Raw genomic sequence first — 18,962 nt, 5'->3', positions numbered from 1 at the left:
GGCGCCGAGGTTACGCGGCGATGGGGGAGTACGACAGCAGCCGCAGCCGCTCGCGCTCGAAGAGCACGGTGTGCGCCGACGCGTTGGGCAGGCGCTCGCCGTCGAGCGGGAGGGTTCCGCCGCTCGCGTGCCGGATCACCTCGCGGATCAGCGCCCCGTGCGTGACGACGATGACGGATGCCGCAGCCGGCGCGGTCGTGCGCCGGACATCGTTCACGACAACGCTGAGGCCCGCGACCGCCCGCTCGCGGAGCCCCTCGGGCGACTCCGCCTCCGGGACGTCCGCACCCTGCCAGTCGCCCCACCGCTCGAAATACTCCTCGATGCGCATGCCCTCTGCGATGCCGTAGCTGCGCTCTCGCAGCTGAGGGTACTGGTGCGGCGTGGGCAGGTCCAGTTCGGCCGCGATGATCTCGGCGGTCTCCCGAGCGCGGGACAGATCGCTCGAGACCACGAAGGTCGGCAGCTCGAGCGTGTCACGGAGAGCGGTCGCGGCATCCCGCGCCTGCGCGCGACCCGTGTCGTTCAGCGGGATGTCGGTCGACCCCTGAATGCGTCGATCGCGGTTCCAGTCGGTCTCGCCATGGCGCACAAGGATGAGGGTCGTCACCCTTCGAGCCTAACGGCGCGGGCCTGTGAGGCTCCCCGACCCGTCACGGACGACGGGTCGGGAGCAGATCGGCGAACGCCTCGAGCACGTCGCTCGTGCCCGCCTCCACCTTCACGGTCGCGCGAGCATCGGCCCGCGTCTCGCCGCGGTTGACGATGACCACCGGCAGCCGCCGGCGACGAGCGCGCTCCACGAGCCGGATCCCCGAGTTGACCACGAGCGAGGATCCCGCCACGACCAGCGCGTCGCTCGCGCGGACGAGCTGCTCCGCCTCGCGGAACTTCTCGGCGGGGATGAACTCCCCGAAGAACACCACGTCGGGCTTCAGCATCCCGCCGCAGACGGAGCAGTCCGGCACGACGAAGCCGTCCGAGCTCTCCGGCAGCACGTCGCCGTCGGGCCCGAGTGCCATGTTCTCGGGAATCGCGATCCACGGGTTGTCGCGCTCGACGCGCGCTGCCAGATCGCGGCGGTCGAAGACCTGCCCGCAATGCGTGCAGAACACCCTGCGCATCGTGCCGTGCAGCTCGACGACCCGGTGGCTTCCGGCCCGCAGGTGCAGCCCGTCGACGTTCTGCGTCACGACGCCCGTCGCGATGCCGTCGCGCTCGAGCCGCGAGAGGGCGCGGTGACCGGCGTTCGGCTCGGCCGCGGCGAACGCCTTCCAGCCGAGGTGACTGCCCACCCAGTAGCGGCGGCGCGCGGCGTCGCTCGTGAGGAAGTTCTGCGCGGTCATGGGCGTCCGAACGGGGGCGCCCTTTCCGCGATAGTCCGGGATGCCGGAATCGGTGGAGACACCTGCACCCGTCAGCACCGCGATGCGCCGGCCCGCGAGGGCATCGACCGCTCGCGAGATCGCGTCGGTCGTGTGCGCGTCGAGCTCTGTCACGATCGCCACGGCACCCCCTCGGGTTCGAGCGTACGCCCGCCGCTTTTCGGGCGTGTTACAGGATGCCCGTGGGAAGGTGGACGGATGCGTGCCATCCGGATCGATTCCGCCGACGACGACCGGCTCGCCGATTACCGCGATCTGACGGACGTCGCACTCCGGCGCGTGCTCGAGCCCGAAGGCGGGCTCTACATCGCCGAGTCCGCGAAGGTGATCGCACGGGCGGTCGGAGCGGGGCATCGCCCGCGCTCCGTGCTCGTCCAGGAGAAGTGGCTCCCGGATGTCGATGCGATCCTTCCGGACGACGACGATGTGCCGGTGTACGTCGTGAGCCCTGAGGTGTCGGAGGGCATCACGGGGTACGCGGTCCACCGCGGCGCGCTCGCGGCGATGCATCGGCCGGCACCTCCGAGCGTCGCCGAGGTGATCGCGGACGCCCGCCGTGTCGTCGTGCTCGAGGACATCGTCGACCACACCAATGTCGGGGCGATCTTCCGCAGTTGCGCGGCGCTCGGAGCGGACGCGGTGCTGGTCAGCCCGCGCTGCGCCGATCCGCTGTACCGGCGCAGCGTGCGGGTGAGCATGGGAACCGTCTTCCAGGTTCCCTGGGCACGGCTGCCCGAGTGGCGCGCGGCACGCGGCCTCTTGCACGATCAGGGGTTCCACCTCGCGGCGTTCGCGCTCGCCGACGGCGCCGTCTCGCTCGACGACTTCGCGAAGGCCGCACCCGAGCGGGTCGCACTGCTCTTCGGCGCCGAGGGCGACGGACTCAGCCGCCGGGCGATCGAGGCGGCGGATTCCGTCGTGACCATCCCGATGGCCGGCGGCGTGGACTCGCTGAACGTCGCCGCCGCCTCGGCGGTCGCCGTCTGGGAGCTGCGGGTCCGCTAGCCCAGTTCGCCGGGTGCCGTCGGCTGCGACTCGTCGCGCTCGCCGGATTCGGGCCGCTCCACAGCCCCACCCTGTGCGCGCAGGAGCCGACCGATCGGCCGCGCGTCGGGGCGCTTCGCCGTGATGGTGTCACCGGACGACTGCTGGCGGACTCGCCGCAGCACCCACGGCACGAGGTATTCACGCGCCCACACCAGGTCGTGTGCCCGGGCTTCCCGCCAGGTGCGGTTCGGAAGCGGGTCGGGCTGCATGGGCTGGAGGTCGTTGGGCACGTTGAGCGCGCGCAGGACCATGCGGGCGACCTCGTGGTGGCCGAGCCGGTTGTAGTGCAGGCGGTCGTCATCGAAGAAGCGCATGTCCTGCACCTCGCGCAGGCCCCATTGGTCGGCCACGACGCAGTCGTACCGGTCGGCGATCGCCCGGATGTTCTCGTTGTAGATCGCCACCCGCCCGCGGATGCCGCGGAACACCGGAGTGAAGTTCGTGTCGATCGCGGTGAAGACGACGATGGTCGCGTTCGACTCGCTCAGTCGCACGACGGCGTCTTCGAACTGCTGGGCGACGGCATCGGGATCGGCACCCGGCCGGATCACATCGTTGCCCCCCGCCGAGAAGGTGATGAGGGCGGGGCTCAGAGCCAGGGCCCGATCGATCTGGTCGGCGGCGATCTGGGCGATCAGCTTGCCGCGGACGGCGAGATTGCCGTAGGCGAAGTCATCGACCGACTGCGACAGCACTTCCGCCACGCGGTCCGCCCAGCCGCGCAGGCCGTTGGGGGAGTCCGGCTCGGGGTCGCCGACCCCCTCTGTGAACGAATCGCCGATCGCGACGTAGCGCCGCCACGGATGCGTGTAAGGCTCGGGGAGGAGGGTCGCTGCGTCGTCTGTCTGCATCATCTTCCTGGTTCTGACCGTTGACCAGGCTATCGTCTGCCTGGCCGCCGACGGCGGGTGCTCGGGTGTCGTCCGCCTCGTCTATCGTGGTCACTTCGTGCTTTCGGGTGCACACGGAGGAGGGCCGATGGACGACGACCTGTCGCTCGCCGCTCCGCCCGAATCGGCACGCGAGCTCGACGGCGCCTCCCGCGCGGACGATCACGGCACCCCCCACATCGGGAGCTTCGCGGCTGAGAATCTATCGCCGTCCTACCCCCAGCGCGCGCCGTGGGGCACCGCTCAGCGGCTGCGGGCGTGGCAGGCCGAGGCGCTCGATCTGTACTTCGGCCTGGACGGGCCGGACGGTCCAGGCGGCGGGCCCCGGGACTTCCTCGCCGCGGCCACCCCCGGCGCCGGCAAGACGACCTTCGCGCTGAGGCTGGCGAGTGAGCTCCTGCGCCGGGGGATCGTCGACCGCCTCGTCGTGGTCGCCCCGACTGAGCACCTCAAGACGCAGTGGGCGGATGCCGCCTCCCGCGTCGGCATCCGGCTCGACCCGGCGTTCAGCAACAGGCACTATGCGCCTGCCAGGCACTACCACGGGGTCGCGGTGACCTACGCGCAGGTCGCGGTGAAGGCATCCGTCCACCAGCGCCTGACGATCGACAAGCGCACCCTCGTCATCCTCGATGAGGTGCACCACGGCGGTGACGCCCTCAGCTGGGGTGACGCGCTGCGCGAGGCGTACCAGCGTGCGACGCGCCGGCTGCTCCTGTCGGGCACGCCCTTCCGCAGCGACACCGCTCCCATCCCGTTCGTCGAGTACCACCCGGATGAGAAGGGCATCCGCGTCTCGCGCACGGACTACTCCTACGGCTACGGCCGCGCTCTCCAGGACGGCGTCGTCCGACCCGTCATCTTCCTCGTCTACGCGGGTCAGATGCGCTGGCGCACGAAGACGGGTGAAGAGATGGAGGCGCACCTCGGGCAGGACAACACGAAGGACATCACCTCGCAAGCCTGGCGGACGGCGCTCGATCCCGAGGGGGAGTGGATCCCGGCGGTGCTGCGATCCGCCGACCGCCGGCTCAGCGAGGTGCGCGCCCAGGTGCCCGACGCGGGCGGCCTCGTGATCGCCACGGACCAGACCGCCGCTCGCGCCTACGCGGCGATCCTCCGCGAGATCTCGGGCGAGGCCCCCACGATCGTGCTGTCGGACGAGGCGGAGGCATCGGCTCGGATCGAGCAGTTCTCCCAGAGCACGAGCCGGTGGATGGTGGCTGTGCGGATGGTGTCCGAGGGTGTCGACGTGCCTCGCCTCGCGGTGGGCGTCTACGCCACGAGTGCCTCGACGCCGCTGTTCTTCGCCCAGGCGATCGGGCGCTTCGTGCGAGCGCGGCGGCGCGGCGAGACGGCCAGCGTCTTCCTTCCCAACGTCCCCCAGCTCCTGGCACTCGCCGGAGAGATGGAGCGGCAGCGCGACCACGCCCTCGATCGCGACAGCGACGGCGACGACGATCTGCTCGACGACGACCTCATGGACGCCGCCGAGCGGGAGGACAAGGCATCCGACGCCCTCACCGAGGAGTTCACGTACCAGGCGCTCGGCTCGCAGGCGCATTTCGATCGCGTCCTCTACGACGGGCGTGAGTTCGGGCAGCTCGCCATCCCCGGGACCCCCGAGGAAGAGGAGTTCCTCGGGCTCCCGGGCCTGCTCGAGCCCGAGCACGTCCACGATCTGCTCATGCAGCGCCAGGCGCGCCAGACCCGTCATCGCAAGGCGAGGGAGGCGACGGATGCCGCTCCCGGCGGCGATGCGGTGCACACGCCGCCGCAGTCCCTGCACCGCACGCTGGGCGAGCAGCGTCAGCTGCTGAACAGCCTCGTGGGCCTCTACGCACGGCAGTCCGGCGAGCCGCACGGCTCGGTCCATGCCGAGCTGCGGCGCATCTGCGGCGGACCTGCGGTGTCGCAGGCCACCGTGGCGCAGCTGCAGGCCCGTATCGATGTGCTTCGTGCGAGGGTGCGGTCCTGAGGCTCGTTCGGGGCGCCGAAATGCTGTCAATCACGGCGTTCGGCGGGCTCGGCATCCGTCACCTGATTACCGTGGAGTGATCCCCACCCGCACCGCAGCCTTCGGAGGCTTCTTTGAGCGCGCCCGCCGCCCCCACCGCCCGCGACCGACGTCGCTGGGCCAGATACCTGGTCAGCGAGCGCGCTGAGGCTCGCGTGTACCGCGAGCTCGCTGCGCGCCGCTCCGGTGAGGAGCGCGAGATCCTGCTCGCGCTGGCGGAGGCCGAGGGCCGGCATGAGGCCCACTGGCTCGACCTTCTCGGCGGAGAACCGGGTCGGCTGCCGCGACCCGGAATCGGAACACGGGTCCTCGCGGTCATGGCACGGCGATTCGGCTCGATCTTCGTCCTCGCGCTCGCTCAGAACGCGGAGGGGCGCTCCCCGTACGACGACGAGCCGTTCGCGACGCCCGCGATGGCCGCCGACGAGAAGATCCACCATGAGGTCGTCCGCGGTCTCGCCGCACGCGGCCGCCGCAGGCTGTCGGGCACCTTCCGCGCCGCCGTGTTCGGCGCCAACGACGGCCTCGTCTCCAACCTCGCGCTCGTGATGGGCATCGGTGCGACGGGTGTCTCCTCGCAGTTCGTGCTCTTCAGCGGCGTCGCGGGGCTCCTCGCGGGGGCGCTCTCGATGGGCGCGGGGGAGTTCGTCTCCGTGCGCTCCCAGCGGGAACTGCTCGAGGCGACGCAGCCCAACAACTTCGCCGATGCGGCGCTGCCCGATCTGGACCTCGACGCCAATGAGCTGGCACTCGTCTATCGCACTCGCGGGATGACGGCCGAGGAGGCCCTCGACCGTGCACGTCGCGTTGTCGCCACGGCGCAGGCCGCCGATCGCTCGGTCCCCTACCGGCTTCCCGTCGAGGCTGCCGATGACCACGAGGTCGTCGGCGCAGCGTGGGGCGCCGCACTCTCGAGCTTCCTGTTCTTCGCCTCGGGGGCGATCATCCCTGTTCTGCCGTGGATCTTCGGCCTCACCGGGCTGGCCGCGATCATCTGGGCGCTCGTGCTCGTGGGGATCGCACTCCTCGCCACCGGCGCGACCGTCGGTCTGCTCTCGGGCGCGTCGCCGGTCGCGCGCGCCGTTCGGCAGCTCGCCATCGGCTTCGGCGCGGCGGCCATCACGTACCTTCTGGGCCTCGCTTTCGGGGTCACCATGGGGTGACCCCGGTTCTTCGGCCGTCGCAGAACGTGATAATGTCGTTCCTCGGTTGCAAAACCGAAAACAACTGAATGCGCGGGTGGCGGAATAGGTAGACGCGCTAGCTTGAGGTGCTAGTGCCCGCATAGGGCGTGGGGGTTCAAGTCCCCCCTCGCGCACAGAAATGAAGAAGGCCCCCGAAAGGGGGCCTTCTTCATTTCTCCCGCATTCTCACCCCGCCGGTGTCGAGTCCTCCACCGGCTGGGAGGGCTCTGACGGCCGAGGTGCCGGACGGGCGCGACGACGCTTCACCAGCCGCATGATGCCCCAGACGATCAGTGCGATGACCGCGGCGACGGCGATCCAGGGGATCAGGAATCCCAGCGCGATGACGATGCCGTTGAGCGTGGCCACCAAGCCGTTCCACCCCGCCACCAGGCCGTCGCTGAACCCGGCGGGGTCCGCTTCAACTGCCTCCGACTTGGGCACGAGCGTCACCGACAGCGTCGACATCTGAATCTGGCTCTCGAGCGACTCGAGCTGCTGCTGGTAGGACTCCAGCGTCGCCTGCCGTTCCGACAGCGCGGCCTCGGCGGCGATCAGGTCGGAGAGGCTGCCCGCCTGCGTCATGAGCTCCAGGAGCCGGTCGACAGACGTCTGAGCGGCGTCGATGCGCGCCTGCAGGTCGATCGTCTGCTCGGTCACGTCCTGACGGTTGACCGTCGACGCGGTCACCTCGCCCATGCCCGCGAGCTCGTCCACCATCGTGCTCAGCTCGTCGGCCGGGACCCGCACCGAGATCCAGGCGCCGTCGGGTGAAGGGTAGGGATTCGGATAAGTGCTGTCGTAGGTGACGCCGTTCGGGTCCACCGGGTACACCACGCCGGTCTGGCCGATGCTCATCGACTCGACGTAGCCCCCGTGCGCCTGCGCGGAGGCGGCGATGTCGCTCGCGGCCTGCGTGACGTCGTCGACGACGACGGTCGCCGATGCGGTCGTGATGATGTCCCGTCCCGACGCCGAGTCGGCGAGGGGGACGGATGCGGCGTCCTGCTGCGCGATGTCGCGGGCGCCGTCCGGAGCACCGCCGGAATCGCCGGTCGCCGCTTCGGGCGCCACCGCAGGAGCGGAGCCGGCCTCGTCGACGGCGGAGCCCGAGCTTCCCGAGACGAGGGGGACCACCATCGGCGCGATCGCGACCGCGACGACCACGACGGCCGCGGCGGCGGCCCCGCCGATCCACCAGCGGCCGCGGCGGGCGCGGTGCGCGCGCTCGGCGGTGCGATCGTGGGCTATCCCCGCGAAGACCCGCGACTCGATCCTCTCGATCGTGTCATCGTCGATCACGGGCAGGCCGGCCGCCCCGTCCAAGGGCTCGGCGGCGCGCGGTGTGTCACCGGCTGTGGTGTTCATGTGCTCTCCTCGACAGTCGTCCGCAGGCGCGTGCGGATCCGGGAGAGACGATTGCGGACGACGCCGTGCGCGACGCCCAGCTGGTCGGCGGCCGCTTGGTAGGCGTACCCCTCGGCGGCGCAGAGCCGGAAGATCTCGCGGTCGAGCTCGCTCAGCCCCGACACCGCGCGCAGGATGCGCTCGGCCAGATCCCCGTCGATCACCTGCTGTTCGACGTCGACCGTCGCAGGCAGGCTCTCATCCGCCGCCCCGGCTCCGTGATCACGGTCCCTCCGCTGCCGGCGGATGCGATTCGCCGCCTGGAACCGGCAGATGGTCGCAAGCCAGGGGAGGAGCGAGTCTCCCGCGAGCTCGAAGCCGTGCAGCTTCCGCCACGCGGCCAGGAACGTCTCCTGCGTCACGTCCTCGGCGTCGGCCGCATTGCCCACGAGTCCGTGCGCAATCCAGTACACGGGTCGCACGTACGCGCGGTACAGCGCCCGGAAGGCCATCTCGCTGCCATCCGAGGCTGCACGCACCAATGCGGCATCCGTCGCTTCGATCTCGGTCATCCATCGTCCGTCCGGCGAGGCCAGCGCCTCATTGTCTCTCACCTGTCATGTGTCGCCAGGGAGGCGACCGTCTCAGATGCGGTACCGGCATCCTTCATGCGCCTAATGGGGCTCCGCCCCAAACCCCCGGCTTGCTGACGCGCGCCACTCAATGGGGCTCCGCCCCAAACCCCCGGCTTGCTGACGCGATGCGCTTGACGGGGCTCCGCCCCAAACCCCCGGCTTGCTGACGCGCGCCGCCTAATGGGGCTCCGCCCCAAACCCCCGGCTTGCTGACGCGCGCCCGAAACCCATGCCGCCGCCCCGGCCGGTATCGTGTTCGGAACGAGAGGGAGTATCCCGTCTCGCGCGTCCGTCATCACGGGGTCCTCTGTCGGCCCCCGGGCGCGCGCCGCTTTCGCGGGGGAGAGACTTTCGGCCCTAGCGACCACTCTCCGAAAGGCTTCCATGACGTACGAGATCCCCGTCTGGTTCCAGATCGGCGCGCTTGTCGTGCTGACGCTGGTCCTCATCGCCGATCTGCTGATCATCCTCAAGCGGCCGCACATCCCGTCGATGAAGGAAGCGACCCTGTGGGTCGTCTTCTATGTGACGCTCGCCCTCATCTTCGCGTTCGTGCTCTACCGCGTGACCGACAGTCCCCAGGCGATGGGGGAGTTCCTCGCCGGCTGGCTGACGGAGTACAGCCTCTCGATCGACAACCTGTTCGTCTTCGTGCTGATCATGGCCCAGTTCGCCGTTCCGCGGCGCTACCAGCAGGAAGTCCTGATGGTGGGCATCATCATCGCCCTCATCCTGCGGGCGATCTTCATCATGCTCGGGGCGGCCCTCATCGAGCAGTTCAGCTGGATCTTCTACATCTTCGGACTGTTCCTCGTCTTCACGGCGTGGCGGCAGGCGTTCCCGAAGGCCCACGAGAACGACGCGCAGGCCGAGGCGGGCATCGTCCGCTTCACCCGCCGCTTCGTCGACATCAGCGAGGAGTACGACGGAGCGAAGCTGCGCACCGTCGTCGACGGCAAGAAGATCTGGACGCCGATGGTCCTCGTCTTCGTCGCGATCGGGTTCACCGACCTCATCTTCGCGATCGACTCGATCCCGGCGATCTTCGGCATCACGCAGAGCCCGTTCATCGTCTTCACGGCGAACCTGTTCGCGCTCATGGGGCTGCGGCAGCTGTACTTCCTGCTCGGCGGACTCCTCGATCGCCTCAAATACCTGCACTACGGCATCGCGTTCATCCTCGGCTTCATCGGTGTGAAGCTCTTCTTCCACGCCCTGCACACGAACGAGCTGCCGTTCATCAACGGGGGCGAGCCGGTCCCGTGGGCACCCGAGATCTCGACCTTCACGTCGCTCGTCGTGATCATCCTCTCCATGGCGGTCGCCACGATCGCGAGCCTCGTCTCGTCTTCTCGCGAAGCGAAGGCGCTGACTCCGGATGCTGCGGCCGCCGCGGTCGCAGACGAGAAAGGCACGCCGCCCACCGTCGAGCAGCCGCAGACAGGCGACGACAAGCGCTGACGGGCGCCGAGCGATCCGCACCCGCACCCGGTGGTAGCCTGGGCGGGTGCGGATCGCTCGCCTTCTCCTTAGCGGCCGCGACGAGACCTCGTTCTGAGCCCGTCCTCGTCGCGGAGTCCTTTGCGGGCTTGATCCACCTCCCGAGGAGAACGACAGAGCAATGAACACCCCCTTTTCCGATGCTGTTCCACTGACCGCTGACGCGACGTCCGGCATTCCGGACCGCCCCCGCACCCTCGCCGAGAAGGTGTGGGACGACCATCTGGTCGTCAAGGGCGAGAACGGCGAGCCGGACCTCATCTACATCGACCTGCACCTGGTGCACGAGGTGACGAGCCCGCAGGCCTTCGACGGTCTGCGTGCGGAGGGCCGGCCCGTGCGGCGGCTGGATCTGACGATCGCGACCGAGGATCACAACACGCCGACGCTCGACATCGACAAGCCGATCGCCGACCTGACGAGCCGGACGCAGATCGAGACGCTGCGGCGGAACGCCGCCGAGTTCGGGGTGCGCCTGCACTCGCTGGGCGACAAGGAGCAGGGGATCGTCCACGTCGTGGGGCCGCAGCTCGGCCTCACCATGCCGGGGATCACCGTCGTCTGCGGCGACTCGCACACCTCCACGCACGGCGCCTTCGGCGCGATGGCGTTCGGCATCGGCACCAGCGAGGTCGAGCACGTCCTGGCGACCCAGACCCTGCCGTTGAAGCCTTTCCGCACGATGGCCATCACCGTCGAGGGTGAATTGAAGCCCGGAGTCACGGCGAAGGACATCATCCTCGCGGTGATCGCGAAGATCGGCGCGAACGGCGGCCAGGGCTACGTCCTGGAGTTCCGCGGCTCCGCGATCCGTGCGCTCTCGATGGAGGGCCGCATGACGATCTGCAACATGTCGATCGAGGCCGGCGCCCGCGCCGGCATGGTCGCGCCCGATGAGACCACGTTCGCGTACCTGGAGGGGCGCGACCACGCCCCCCGGGGCCAGGACTGGGAGGATGCCGTCGCCTACTGGCGCACGCTGCCCAGCGACGAGGGCGCCGTGTACGACGCCGAGGTGTTCCTCGACGCGGGCGAGCTCGAGCCGTTCGTGACCTGGGGGACGAACCCCGGTCAGGGCGTCTCGCTGAGCGACGTCGTCCCCACTCCTTCGGCCTTCGCCGACCCGAACGAGCGCGCAGCCGCCGAGCGCGCGCTCGAGTACATGGACCTGCAGCCGGGGACGCGCCTCAAGGACGTCCCGGTGGATGCCGTCTTCATGGGCTCGTGCACCAACAGCCGGATCGAGGACCTGCGCGCGTTCGCATCGATCGTCCGCGGTCGGACGAAGGCGCCCGGCGTGCGCGTCATGGTGGTGCCCGGCTCGGCGCGGGTGCGCCTGGAGGCCGAGGCCGAGGGCCTCGACAAGGTGTTCCTGGACTTCGGCGCCGAGTGGCGCTTCGCGGGATGCTCCATGTGCCTGGGCATGAACCCGGACCAGCTCGCCCCCGGCGAGCGGTGCGCCTCCACGTCGAACCGCAACTTCGAGGGCCGCCAGGGCAAGGGCGGGCGCACGCACCTGGTCTCACCTCTCGTCGCCGCCGCGACCGCCGTGCGCGGCACCCTCTCGAGCCCGAGCGATCTCGATACGCCCGCTCGCGTGAAGGTCGAGGCCTGACATGGAGAAGTTCACCACTCACACGGGCGTCGCGGTGGCGCTGCGCCGTTCGGCCGTCGACACCGACCAGATCATCCCCGCGGTGTACCTGAAGCGCGTCACGAAGACGGGCTTCGAGGATGCGCTGTTCGCGAGCTGGCGCCAGGATCCCGATTTCGTCCTCAACCAGCCCGCGAATGCCGGGGCCTCGATCCTGGTCGCCGGCCCCGACTTCGGTACAGGCTCCAGCCGCGAGCACGCCGTCTGGGCGCTCCGCGACTACGGGTTCCGCGTCGTGCTGAGCCCCCGATTCGCCGACATCTTCCGCGGCAACGCGGGCAAGCAGGGACTCGTCGCCGCAGCCGTGTCGGAGAGTGACATCGAGGCGATCTGGGCGGCCATCGAGGCTCATCCGGGATCCGAGATGACCGTCGACCTGCAGGCTCGCACCGCCGCCATCGGCGGACTGACGGTGGATTTCGAGATCGACGATTACACGAGGTGGCGCATTCTGGAGGGCCTCGATGACATCGGGCTGACCCTGCGCAGCGAAGCAAAGATCGCCGAATTCGAGTCCCGTCGCGAGGCGTGGCGGCCACGGACGCTTCCGATTCCGTAAGCTAAGACGTTCCCGCCCAGCGAGGATCCGCCCCACCAGGGCTGCCTCGCTTCCTCGAACCGACAAGTGAGGTCACCCCGGATGGACACACTCCTGAGCGACTCGGCGCACCCGAAGGCAGGAGCCAAGGAATTGTCCGGAGAGACCCTAGCCATCCGCGGCGGACGCCCGCTGTCGGGCCGCGTCGAAGTGAAGGGCGCGAAGAACCTCGCGACCAAGGCGATGGTCGCCGCTCTCCTCGGAGAGACGACGAGCACCTTGCGCGACGTGCCGGATATCAGCGACGTGCAGGTCGTCCGGTCGCTCCTCGAGGTCCACGGCGTGACCGTCGTGGACGGCGAAGAAGAGGGATCCCTCGTCTTCGACCCGAGCGGCGCCGTGTCGGCGCATTTCGAGGAGATCGACGCGCACGCCGGGGCATCCCGCATCCCGATCCTGTTCTGCGGTCCGCTGCTGCACCTCCTCGGTGAGGCGCTCATTCCGGATCTCGGCGGCTGTCGCATCGGCGACCGGCCGATCAACTTCCACATGGACGCGTTGCGCGCATTCGGAGCCATCGTCGACAAGACCTACGAGGGCATCCGGATCACCGCCCCCAACGGCCTGCACGGCGCGAACATCGAACTGCCCTATCCGAGCGTCGGCGCGACCGAGCAGGTGCTGCTGACCGCGGTGCGCGCCAAGGGCGTCACCGAGCTGCGCAACGCCGCCATCGAGCCCGAGATCATGGACCTGATCGCGGTGCTGCAGAAGATGGGCGCGATCATCTCGTACGAGCCGAACCGCGTCATCCTCATCGAGGGGGTCGATTCGCTGCGGGGATACGACCACCGGTGCATCTTCGACCGCAACGAGGCCGCCTCGTGGGCGTGCKCGGCCCTCGCGACCGACGGCGACATCTTCGTCGGCGGGGCGAAGCAGCAGGAGATGCTGACGTTCCTGAACGTGTACCGCAAAGCGGGCGGCGAGTTCGACGTCCATGAGGACGGCATCCAGTTCCGCCGCGGCGGCCCGCTCAAGCCCGTGGTCGTCGAGACCGATGTGCATCCCGGCTTCATGACCGACTGGCAGCAGCCGCTCATCGTGGCGCTCACCCAGGCGACGGGTCGCTCGATCGTCCACGAGACGGTGTACGAGAACCGGCTGGGATTCACGGAGGCCCTCGTGCAGATGGGCGCCGACATCGTCGTCCACCCCGATGGAATCGACAGCCCGGATCGCCGGGTGCCTCGCCGGGCGCTCGAGCAGGCGGCGGTCATCAACGGCCCGACGCCGCTCCACGGCGCAGATGTGGTCGTGCCCGACCTCCGCGGCGGCTACAGCTATCTCATCGCGGCGCTCGCAGCCGAAGGCGAGTCGGTCGTGCGCAATGTGGGGATCATCCGCCGCGGCTACGAGAAGCTGTTCGCGAAGCTCGACGCCCTGGGCGCCGACTTCGACGTCATCGAGTAGTCGATGGCCGGCACTTCGCCCAAGCTGCGGGCTTCGAGCGAGAAGTCGCGTCCGAGCGTCTTCTGGCCGCTCGCTGCGGTCATCGCGCCGCTCATCTCCCTGCTGTTCAAGCTCGAGATCGAAGGCGCCGAGAACCTCCCACGGGAAGGCGCCTACGTCCTGGCGCCCAACCACTATTCGGAGTCCGATCCTCTGGCCGTCGCCCTGGCGGTGTGGAAGGCGGGCCGCGCTCCGCGATTCATGGCGAAGGAGTCGCTCTTCCGGGTTCCGGTGCTGGGGTGGATCCTCCGGATCACCGGCATGGTTCCCGTTGCCCGGTCATCCTCGGCGGCATCGGCCCGTCGGACCCTCGAGACGTCTGCGACCCTGGTCGACCTCGGCCGGGGCGTGATCGTGTACCCGGAAGGCACCCTCACGCGCGACCCCGCCATGTGGCCGATGCGCGGAAAGACCGGAGCCGTACGCCTCGCGCTGACTGACGACATCCCGGTGATCCCGATGGCGCAGTGGGGCTGCCAGGCCGTCCTTCCCCGCTACGGCAAGCTGAAGCTGTGGCCCCTTCGCCGTCCCGTGCGCGTGATCATCGGCGAGCCCGTGGACTTGTCGCGCTTCCGTGGAGCACAGGCCCAGCCGGCGAGTCTCGTGGCGGCGACCGACGTCGTGATGTCGGACATCTCACAGCTGCTCGCACGCATCCGCGGCGAGGCGGCGCCCGCCGAGCGCTGGAACCCCTCGGATCACGGGCAGAAGGAGACGGGTCGCCTTGAGTCGTAGGCAGGATTCGCTGCCGCGCGTCGCCGTCATCGGCGCGGGCAGCTGGGGAACCACATTCGGCAAGATCCTCGCCGACGGCGGTGCAGGTGTCACGATGTGGGCGCGGCGACCCGAGCTCGCGCACGAGATCGACGAGGCCAAGCGCAACAGCCAGTACCTTCCCGGCATCAACCTGCCTCGCGAGATCTCGGCCACGCACCATCTGTCCGAGGCCCTCGAGGGTGCAGACCAGATCTATCTGTCGGTGCCCAGTCAGGCGCTCCGCCAGAACCTCAAGGCGGTGCGCCCGCTCGTCTCGAACACGGACGTGCCGATCGTCTCTCTCATGAAGGGCGTCGAACGACGCACCGGGCTGCGCATGAGTCAGGTGATCCAGCAGGAGCTCGACTGCGACCCTGCCCGGATCGCCGTCGCCTCCGGTCCCAACCTCGCGCTCGAGATCGCACGCGAGCAGCCGACGGCCGCGGTGATCGCCTCGATAAGCCAGGAGACGGCGGACGCGGTCGCCCGCCGCGCGCGCAATCGCTACTTCCGCTCGTTCGTGAACACCGATGTCATCGGCACCGAGTTCGGCGGCGTCCTGAAGAACCTGATCGCGGTTGCGATCGGCATCGTCGACGGCGTCGGCTACGGCGAGAACACCAAGGCGTCCATCATCACTCGCGGCCTCGTCGAGATGACCGACTTCGCGGTCGCTCAGGGCGCCCACACCGAGACGCTGCAGGGTCTCGCGGGGCTCGGCGATCTCATCGCGACGTGCCAGTCGCCCCTCAGCCGCAACAACACGGCGGGCCGGCTCCTGGGGCAGGGCTACAGCTTCCAGGACGTCGTGAAGCAGATGAATCAGACGGCGGAGGGGCTCGCCTCGGTCGCGCCCATCCTCCAGCTCGCGAAGGATGCGGGCATCGAGATGCCGATCGTCGAGCAGGTCAAGCGCGTGCTCGACGGCACGATGGACCCGCGGGAGATCGCCCCGCACCTCACAACCGACGATGACGAGCCGAAAGGCGAGAGGACGCAGAATGGACAAGCCGGCGGTGGTGGTGCTCTTTGGAGGTCGCTCCAGCGAACACTCGATCAGCTCCGCAACAGCGGGAGGCGTCCTCCGCGCGATCAACCGTGACCGCTACAGCGTGATCCCGGTCGGGATCACGCGTGACGGCGTCTTCGTGCTCGAAGACGATGATCCCGACAAGTTCGCCCTGGACGCCGAGAAGCTTCCCGCGGTGACGGACAACGGGACGCGCATCGTCTGGCCCGAGGGCGGCTCTGATCGCGTGCTCCGCGTGCGTCGCGCCGACGGATCGATCGACGCGCTCGGCGCCGTCGACGTGGTCCTGCCGATCCTCCACGGACTCCACGGAGAGGACGGCACGGTCCAGGGGTTCCTCGACACGCTGGCGCTTCCGTATGCGGGGGGCGGAGTGCTCGACTCGGCCCTGTGCATGGACAAGCACTTCATGAAGATCGTGCTGCAGGCCGCGGGCGTTGCCGTTGCGCCGTGGGTCACCGTGACGCGATCCCAGTGGGAGGCCGACCCGGAGCGGGTGAGAGCGGATGCCGCCACCCTCGGGGAGCCGACGTTCGTCAAGCCCGCCCGTGCGGGGTCGAGCGTGGGCGTGTCGAAGGTGCACGACGCGTCGGAGCTCGAAGGCGCGCTTGCGCTCGCCTTCGCCGAAGATGACAAGGTGCTCATCGAGTCGGCGATCGTCGGCCGCGAGGTCGAGGTGGCGGTCCTCGAGGGCCGCCGCGGCGGCTCCACCCGCGCATCCCTCCCGGGTGAGATCGTGCTGACGACCCGGGAGTTCTACGACTTCGAGGGCAAGTACCTCGGGGGCGACGGGGCAGAGGTCGTGTGCCCCGCCGATCTGACGGACGACGAGATCTCGGCGGTCCAGGAGCTCGGCATCCGGGCATTCGACGCCGTCGACGGACGCGGCCTTGCCCGCGTCGACTTCTTCGTGACCGCCGAGGGCATCTTCGTCAACGAGCTGAACACGATGCCGGGCTTCACGCCGATCTCGATGTTCCCCAAGTGCTGGCTGGCATCGGGCATGACCTACCCCGAGCTGATCTCGGAGCTCGTCGACACCGCGCTCGAGCGCGCGGCCTGATCACCCCGCGGATTCCTGCTCGTCGATCGGGGCCTCTGGCGCTGTGCACTCGGCATTCTCGGGCAGCTGCCCGACTGAGCCGGCGAGCGCCGAGAGCACGTTGTTCGGCGAGACCAGCGTGTTGTCGACGTACAGCTCGACGGCCGGGGTGCGCCCGTACGTCGTCAGCCGGAAGCGCGGCGACTCGGTCTCGTCGACGAGCCAGTCGACTCCGGAGACTGTGATGCAGCGGAGCGTCGAGGGCCCGGGCGGCTCCAGGCCGCACGTGAGCAGGACGGCGCTGGGGTCGCCCCACGCTCCTGTGGCCTGGGCATCCGTCCACCGCCGTGCCTGTCCGTCGACGGTGGATGGCAGGCGCACGATGACATCGGCGCACCGCGGGTCGTTGGCGAGCGCGGCCGGCTCGAGCGTCACCGTGGAGCTGCAGCCCGCCAGGAGGCCGGCGAGGACGACCAGTCCGGCGACCACGGAGCGACGGACGGAGAGCATCAATCCAGGCTACCCGGGCGCTCTTCGAGGCGCGGACGGAAACTGCTCAGGACCGGACAGCCGAACGGCGCTTTGCGGGGCCGAGACTGGCGGCTGGGCCTGAGCACTTTCCGCCCGGGCGCTCCTCGGCGCGCGGCGGAGACTGCTCAGGACCGAACAGCCGAACGGCGCTTTGCGGGGCCGAGACTGGCGGCTGGGCCTGAGCACTTTCTGCCCGGGCGCTCTTCGAGGCGCGGCGGAAACTGCTCAGGACCGAACACCTGAACGGCGCCTCGCGGGGGCGAAACCCTCGGCTGGACCTGAGCACTTTCCGCCACCCGAGTACTTTTGAGGGATGACCGCCGCCGACCCCGCCGTGGGGACCATCTCCGAGGGCGCGGTGCTGCGGGCGATCCGCGCGCGCCTGGGTGTGTCCTCAGCTCTGGTCGGGCCCGGAGATGACGCGGCGGTGATCGCGGCCCCCGACGGGCGGGTCGTGGCGACGACGGACACCCTTGTGCACGGACCCGACTTCCGTCTGGCGTGGTCCAGCGCGTTCGATCTCGGCTGGAAGTCGGCCGCCGTCAATCTCGCCGACATCGCGGCGATGGGAGCACGGCCGACCGCGCTGTTCGTGGCGCTCGCGATCCCCGATGCCACGCGCCTCTCCTTCGTGGAGGGGCTCGCCGACGGCCTCAAGGCGGGGTGCGACGCCCTCGCCCCGGGCTGCGCGGTGGAGGGCGGCGACCTGACCGTCTCGGATACCCTGACCATCGCCGTGACCGCCCTGGGGTCGCTCGACGGCCGCGCTCCCGTCCTCCGCTCCGGTGCGCGACCGGGCGACGTCCTCGCCATCGCGGGCGAGCTCGGAAGCGCCGCCCGAGGACTCGCGCTGCTTTTCGGGCGCTTCCGGGATGCCGCGGGCACGCCCATTCCCGTTGATCCGGGGGAGCTCAGCGACAGCGAGGCGGCCGATCTCGCCGCGCAGCTGCGTCCGTCGCCCCCCATCGCCCTCGGTCCCGTCGCCGCGGACGCCGGTGCGACGGCCCTGATGGACGTGTCGGACGGGCTCGTCCTCGATGCCGGTCGCATGGCCGCCGCGTCGGATGTCACGATCGTCATCGACGCCGAGGCCGTGGGCCGGGAACCGGCGCTCAGCGGGGGTGAAGACCACGGCCTTCTCGCCGCGTTCCCTTCGGCGGGCGTCCTTCCCGAAGGGTTTCGCCCCATCGGGCGCGTCGAGACGGCAGGGTCGGCACCGGTCCTCGTGGATGGTCAGGTGCCGTCAGGACGCGGCGGATGGGACCCCTACAGCGATTGGGACGCGACGCGGGGCTGAGCCCACCAGAGCGTCGTGTCGCCGTAGGTGCGGTCGCGGAGCGGCTCGAGGCCGGCTTCCTCCCAGGCCGGGGCGGGCGAGCGGCGGCCGCGCTCGACGACGACCACGGCGTGGTCCGTCAGCAGCGGCCGAAGCGCAGTGAGATCCGCGGTGAGGTCGGCATCCGTCAGGTCGTACGGCGGATCGAGGAAAGCCAGGTCGAAGGGCCCCGGCGCGCGGCCGAGGTAGGCGGCGACGCTCACCCGGTGCACTCTGATCGGAGCATCCCTTCCCGTCGCCTTGGCGACCCGCGCGGCGTTGCGCTGCACGATCGTCGCGGCCGGCCCGGCGCGCTCGACGAGATCCGCGGATGCCGCTCCCCGGCTGACCGCCTCGAGGCCGAGCGCTCCCGACCCGGCGTAGAGGTCGACGACGCGGGCGCCTCGCAGCGCTTCGGCCGACTCCAGGGCGCCGAAGAGCGATTCGCGCACGCGATCGCTCGTGGGGCGGGTCCCGGCGCCGGGGACCTCGAGGGTCGTGCCGCCGGCACGTCCGGCGATGATGCGGGTCACCCTGCCAGCCTACAAACCGCCGCGTCCGAGGCCGTGTCTAGAGTGG

At 69.8% G+C, this 18,962-nt stretch carries 18 protein-coding genes and 1 tRNA gene; 12 read left to right on the top strand and 7 right to left on the bottom strand.

The window, feature by feature from the left end; genetic code table 11:
• Positions 1–10: 10 nt before the first annotated feature.
• Together AC1DP3_RS12080 and AC1DP3_RS12075 are read right to left on the bottom strand one after the other, a co-directional pair.
• Entirely contained in the window at positions 11–610 is a 600-nt protein-coding gene (locus AC1DP3_RS12080) for a histidine phosphatase family protein (RefSeq protein ID WP_477293556.1), read from the bottom strand.
• 43 nt (positions 611–653) lie between these two features.
• Positions 654–1,499, bottom strand: coding sequence for a Sir2 family NAD-dependent protein deacetylase (locus tag AC1DP3_RS12075; RefSeq protein ID WP_477293673.1), 846 nt, complete (start codon positions 1,497–1,499; stop codon positions 654–656).
• A gap of 84 nt (positions 1,500–1,583) precedes the next feature.
• Here AC1DP3_RS12075 and AC1DP3_RS12070 point away from each other — a divergent pair, with 84 nt between their 5' ends.
• Positions 1,584–2,390: a TrmH family RNA methyltransferase gene (locus AC1DP3_RS12070; RefSeq protein ID WP_477293554.1), complete on the top strand. Its 807-nt coding sequence runs from the start codon at positions 1,584–1,586 to the stop codon at positions 2,388–2,390.
• Here the strand turns inward: AC1DP3_RS12070 and AC1DP3_RS12065 are convergent.
• Positions 2,387–3,286: an SGNH/GDSL hydrolase family protein gene (locus AC1DP3_RS12065; RefSeq protein WP_477293552.1), complete on the bottom strand. Its 900-nt coding sequence runs from the start codon at positions 3,284–3,286 to the stop codon at positions 2,387–2,389. The genes AC1DP3_RS12070 and AC1DP3_RS12065 overlap by 4 nt on opposite strands.
• Positions 3,287–3,410: 124 nt before the next feature.
• Here AC1DP3_RS12065 and AC1DP3_RS12060 point away from each other — a divergent pair, with 124 nt between their 5' ends.
• From AC1DP3_RS12060 to AC1DP3_RS12050, 3 genes are all read left to right on the top strand, one after another.
• Positions 3,411–5,300 carry a DEAD/DEAH box helicase gene (locus AC1DP3_RS12060; RefSeq protein ID WP_477293550.1) on the top strand — a complete coding sequence of 630 codons (1,890 nt, stop codon included), beginning with the start codon at positions 3,411–3,413 and terminating at the stop codon, positions 5,298–5,300.
• A 113-nt stretch (positions 5,301–5,413) separates the two neighbouring features.
• Positions 5,414–6,502 carry a VIT1/CCC1 transporter family protein gene (locus AC1DP3_RS12055; protein ID WP_477293548.1) on the top strand — a complete coding sequence of 363 codons (1,089 nt, stop codon included), beginning with the start codon at positions 5,414–5,416 and terminating at the stop codon, positions 6,500–6,502.
• Between the two features lie 70 nt (positions 6,503–6,572).
• Positions 6,573–6,657 (top strand) — tRNA-Leu (locus tag AC1DP3_RS12050).
• Positions 6,658–6,709: 52 nt separating this feature from the next.
• Here AC1DP3_RS12050 and AC1DP3_RS12045 read toward each other — a convergent pair.
• Together AC1DP3_RS12045 and AC1DP3_RS12040 are read right to left on the bottom strand one after the other, a co-directional pair.
• Complete coding sequence (locus AC1DP3_RS12045; RefSeq protein ID WP_477293546.1) at positions 6,710–7,891, bottom strand: DUF4349 domain-containing protein; 1,182 nt, start codon at positions 7,889–7,891, stop codon at positions 6,710–6,712.
• A complete protein-coding gene (locus AC1DP3_RS12040; protein ID WP_477293671.1) occupies positions 7,888–8,442 on the bottom strand; it encodes an RNA polymerase sigma factor in 555 nt (184 codons plus the stop codon). Before AC1DP3_RS12040 ends, AC1DP3_RS12045 begins: the two co-directional genes overlap by 4 nt.
• A 447-nt stretch (positions 8,443–8,889) precedes the next feature.
• On the opposite strand from AC1DP3_RS12040, the gene AC1DP3_RS12035 reads away from it, so the two are divergent.
• The 7 genes from AC1DP3_RS12035 (at position 8,890) to AC1DP3_RS12005 (ending at position 16,558) form a co-directional block, all read left to right on the top strand.
• The gene (locus tag AC1DP3_RS12035; RefSeq protein ID WP_477293545.1) at positions 8,890–9,966 is read left to right on the top strand and encodes a TerC family protein; all 1,077 of its coding nucleotides are present in this window, start codon (positions 8,890–8,892) and stop codon (positions 9,964–9,966) included.
• Positions 9,967–10,126: 160 nt separating this feature from the next.
• Positions 10,127–11,620 (top strand): 3-isopropylmalate dehydratase large subunit, encoded by a 1,494-nt coding sequence (leuC, locus tag AC1DP3_RS12030; protein WP_477293543.1) that lies wholly within the window; start codon positions 10,127–10,129, stop codon positions 11,618–11,620.
• Position 11,621: 1 nt separating this feature from the next.
• Positions 11,622–12,218, top strand: coding sequence for a 3-isopropylmalate dehydratase small subunit (leuD, locus tag AC1DP3_RS12025; protein ID WP_477293541.1), 597 nt, complete (start codon positions 11,622–11,624; stop codon positions 12,216–12,218).
• Positions 12,219–12,299: 81 nt separating this feature from the next.
• Positions 12,300–13,670: a UDP-N-acetylglucosamine 1-carboxyvinyltransferase gene (gene murA / locus AC1DP3_RS12020; protein WP_477293538.1), complete on the top strand. Its 1,371-nt coding sequence runs from the start codon at positions 12,300–12,302 to the stop codon at positions 13,668–13,670.
• 3 nt (positions 13,671–13,673) lie between these two features.
• Positions 13,674–14,444 carry a lysophospholipid acyltransferase family protein gene (locus AC1DP3_RS12015; protein ID WP_477293537.1) on the top strand — a complete coding sequence of 257 codons (771 nt, stop codon included), beginning with the start codon at positions 13,674–13,676 and terminating at the stop codon, positions 14,442–14,444.
• A complete protein-coding gene (locus AC1DP3_RS12010; protein WP_477293535.1) occupies positions 14,434–15,567 on the top strand; it encodes an NAD(P)H-dependent glycerol-3-phosphate dehydrogenase in 1,134 nt (377 codons plus the stop codon). Before AC1DP3_RS12015 ends, AC1DP3_RS12010 begins: the two co-directional genes overlap by 11 nt.
• A complete protein-coding gene (locus AC1DP3_RS12005) occupies positions 15,467–16,558 on the top strand; it encodes a D-alanine--D-alanine ligase family protein (RefSeq protein WP_477293533.1) in 1,092 nt (363 codons plus the stop codon). The genes AC1DP3_RS12010 and AC1DP3_RS12005 overlap by 101 nt, the downstream gene beginning before the upstream one ends.
• Here AC1DP3_RS12005 and AC1DP3_RS12000 read toward each other — a convergent pair whose 3' ends face one another.
• Complete coding sequence (locus tag AC1DP3_RS12000) at positions 16,559–17,047, bottom strand: DUF3515 family protein (protein WP_477293531.1); 489 nt, start codon at positions 17,045–17,047, stop codon at positions 16,559–16,561.
• A gap of 334 nt (positions 17,048–17,381) precedes the next feature.
• Here AC1DP3_RS12000 and thiL point away from each other — a divergent pair, with 334 nt between their 5' ends.
• Positions 17,382–18,365, top strand: a complete 984-nt coding sequence (gene thiL, locus AC1DP3_RS11995; RefSeq protein ID WP_477293529.1) for a thiamine-phosphate kinase — start codon at positions 17,382–17,384, stop codon at positions 18,363–18,365.
• On the opposite strand, the gene rsmD is transcribed toward thiL, so the two are convergent.
• Positions 18,335–18,916, bottom strand: coding sequence for a 16S rRNA (guanine(966)-N(2))-methyltransferase RsmD (gene rsmD, locus AC1DP3_RS11990; RefSeq protein ID WP_477293527.1), 582 nt, complete (start codon positions 18,914–18,916; stop codon positions 18,335–18,337). The two genes, thiL and rsmD, sit on opposite strands and share 31 nt — an antisense overlap.
• Between the last annotated feature and the right edge of the window lie 46 nt (positions 18,917–18,962).

It is taken from the genome of Microbacterium sp. P5_B6, assembly GCF_056400345.1.
The sequence above is the reverse complement of the archived record's forward strand: the minus strand, read 5'-3'. Positions and strand labels throughout refer to the sequence as shown.

Excerpts from the sequence above, each read along its gene's own strand:
- AC1DP3_RS12070 (WP_477293554.1), top strand. The coding sequence starts at position 1,584 with ATGCGTGCCATCCGGATCGATTCCGCCGACGACGACCGGCTCGCCGAT.
- AC1DP3_RS12065 (WP_477293552.1), bottom strand. The coding sequence starts at position 3,286 with ATGATGCAGACAGACGACGCAGCGACCCTCCTCCCCGAGCCTTACACG.
- AC1DP3_RS12060 (WP_477293550.1), top strand. The coding sequence starts at position 3,411 with ATGGACGACGACCTGTCGCTCGCCGCTCCGCCCGAATCGGCACGCGAG.
- AC1DP3_RS12045 (WP_477293546.1), bottom strand. The coding sequence starts at position 7,891 with ATGAACACCACAGCCGGTGACACACCGCGCGCCGCCGAGCCCTTGGAC.
- AC1DP3_RS12040 (WP_477293671.1), bottom strand. The coding sequence starts at position 8,442 with ATGACCGAGATCGAAGCGACGGATGCCGCATTGGTGCGTGCAGCCTCG.
- AC1DP3_RS12035 (WP_477293545.1), top strand. The coding sequence starts at position 8,890 with ATGACGTACGAGATCCCCGTCTGGTTCCAGATCGGCGCGCTTGTCGTG.
- leuC (WP_477293543.1), top strand. The coding sequence starts at position 10,127 with ATGAACACCCCCTTTTCCGATGCTGTTCCACTGACCGCTGACGCGACG.
- leuD (WP_477293541.1), top strand. The coding sequence starts at position 11,622 with ATGGAGAAGTTCACCACTCACACGGGCGTCGCGGTGGCGCTGCGCCGT.
- AC1DP3_RS12015 (WP_477293537.1), top strand. The coding sequence starts at position 13,674 with ATGGCCGGCACTTCGCCCAAGCTGCGGGCTTCGAGCGAGAAGTCGCGT.
- AC1DP3_RS12005 (WP_477293533.1), top strand. The coding sequence starts at position 15,467 with ATGGACAAGCCGGCGGTGGTGGTGCTCTTTGGAGGTCGCTCCAGCGAA.
- AC1DP3_RS12000 (WP_477293531.1), bottom strand. The coding sequence starts at position 17,047 with ATGCTCTCCGTCCGTCGCTCCGTGGTCGCCGGACTGGTCGTCCTCGCC.
- thiL (WP_477293529.1), top strand. The coding sequence starts at position 17,382 with ATGACCGCCGCCGACCCCGCCGTGGGGACCATCTCCGAGGGCGCGGTG.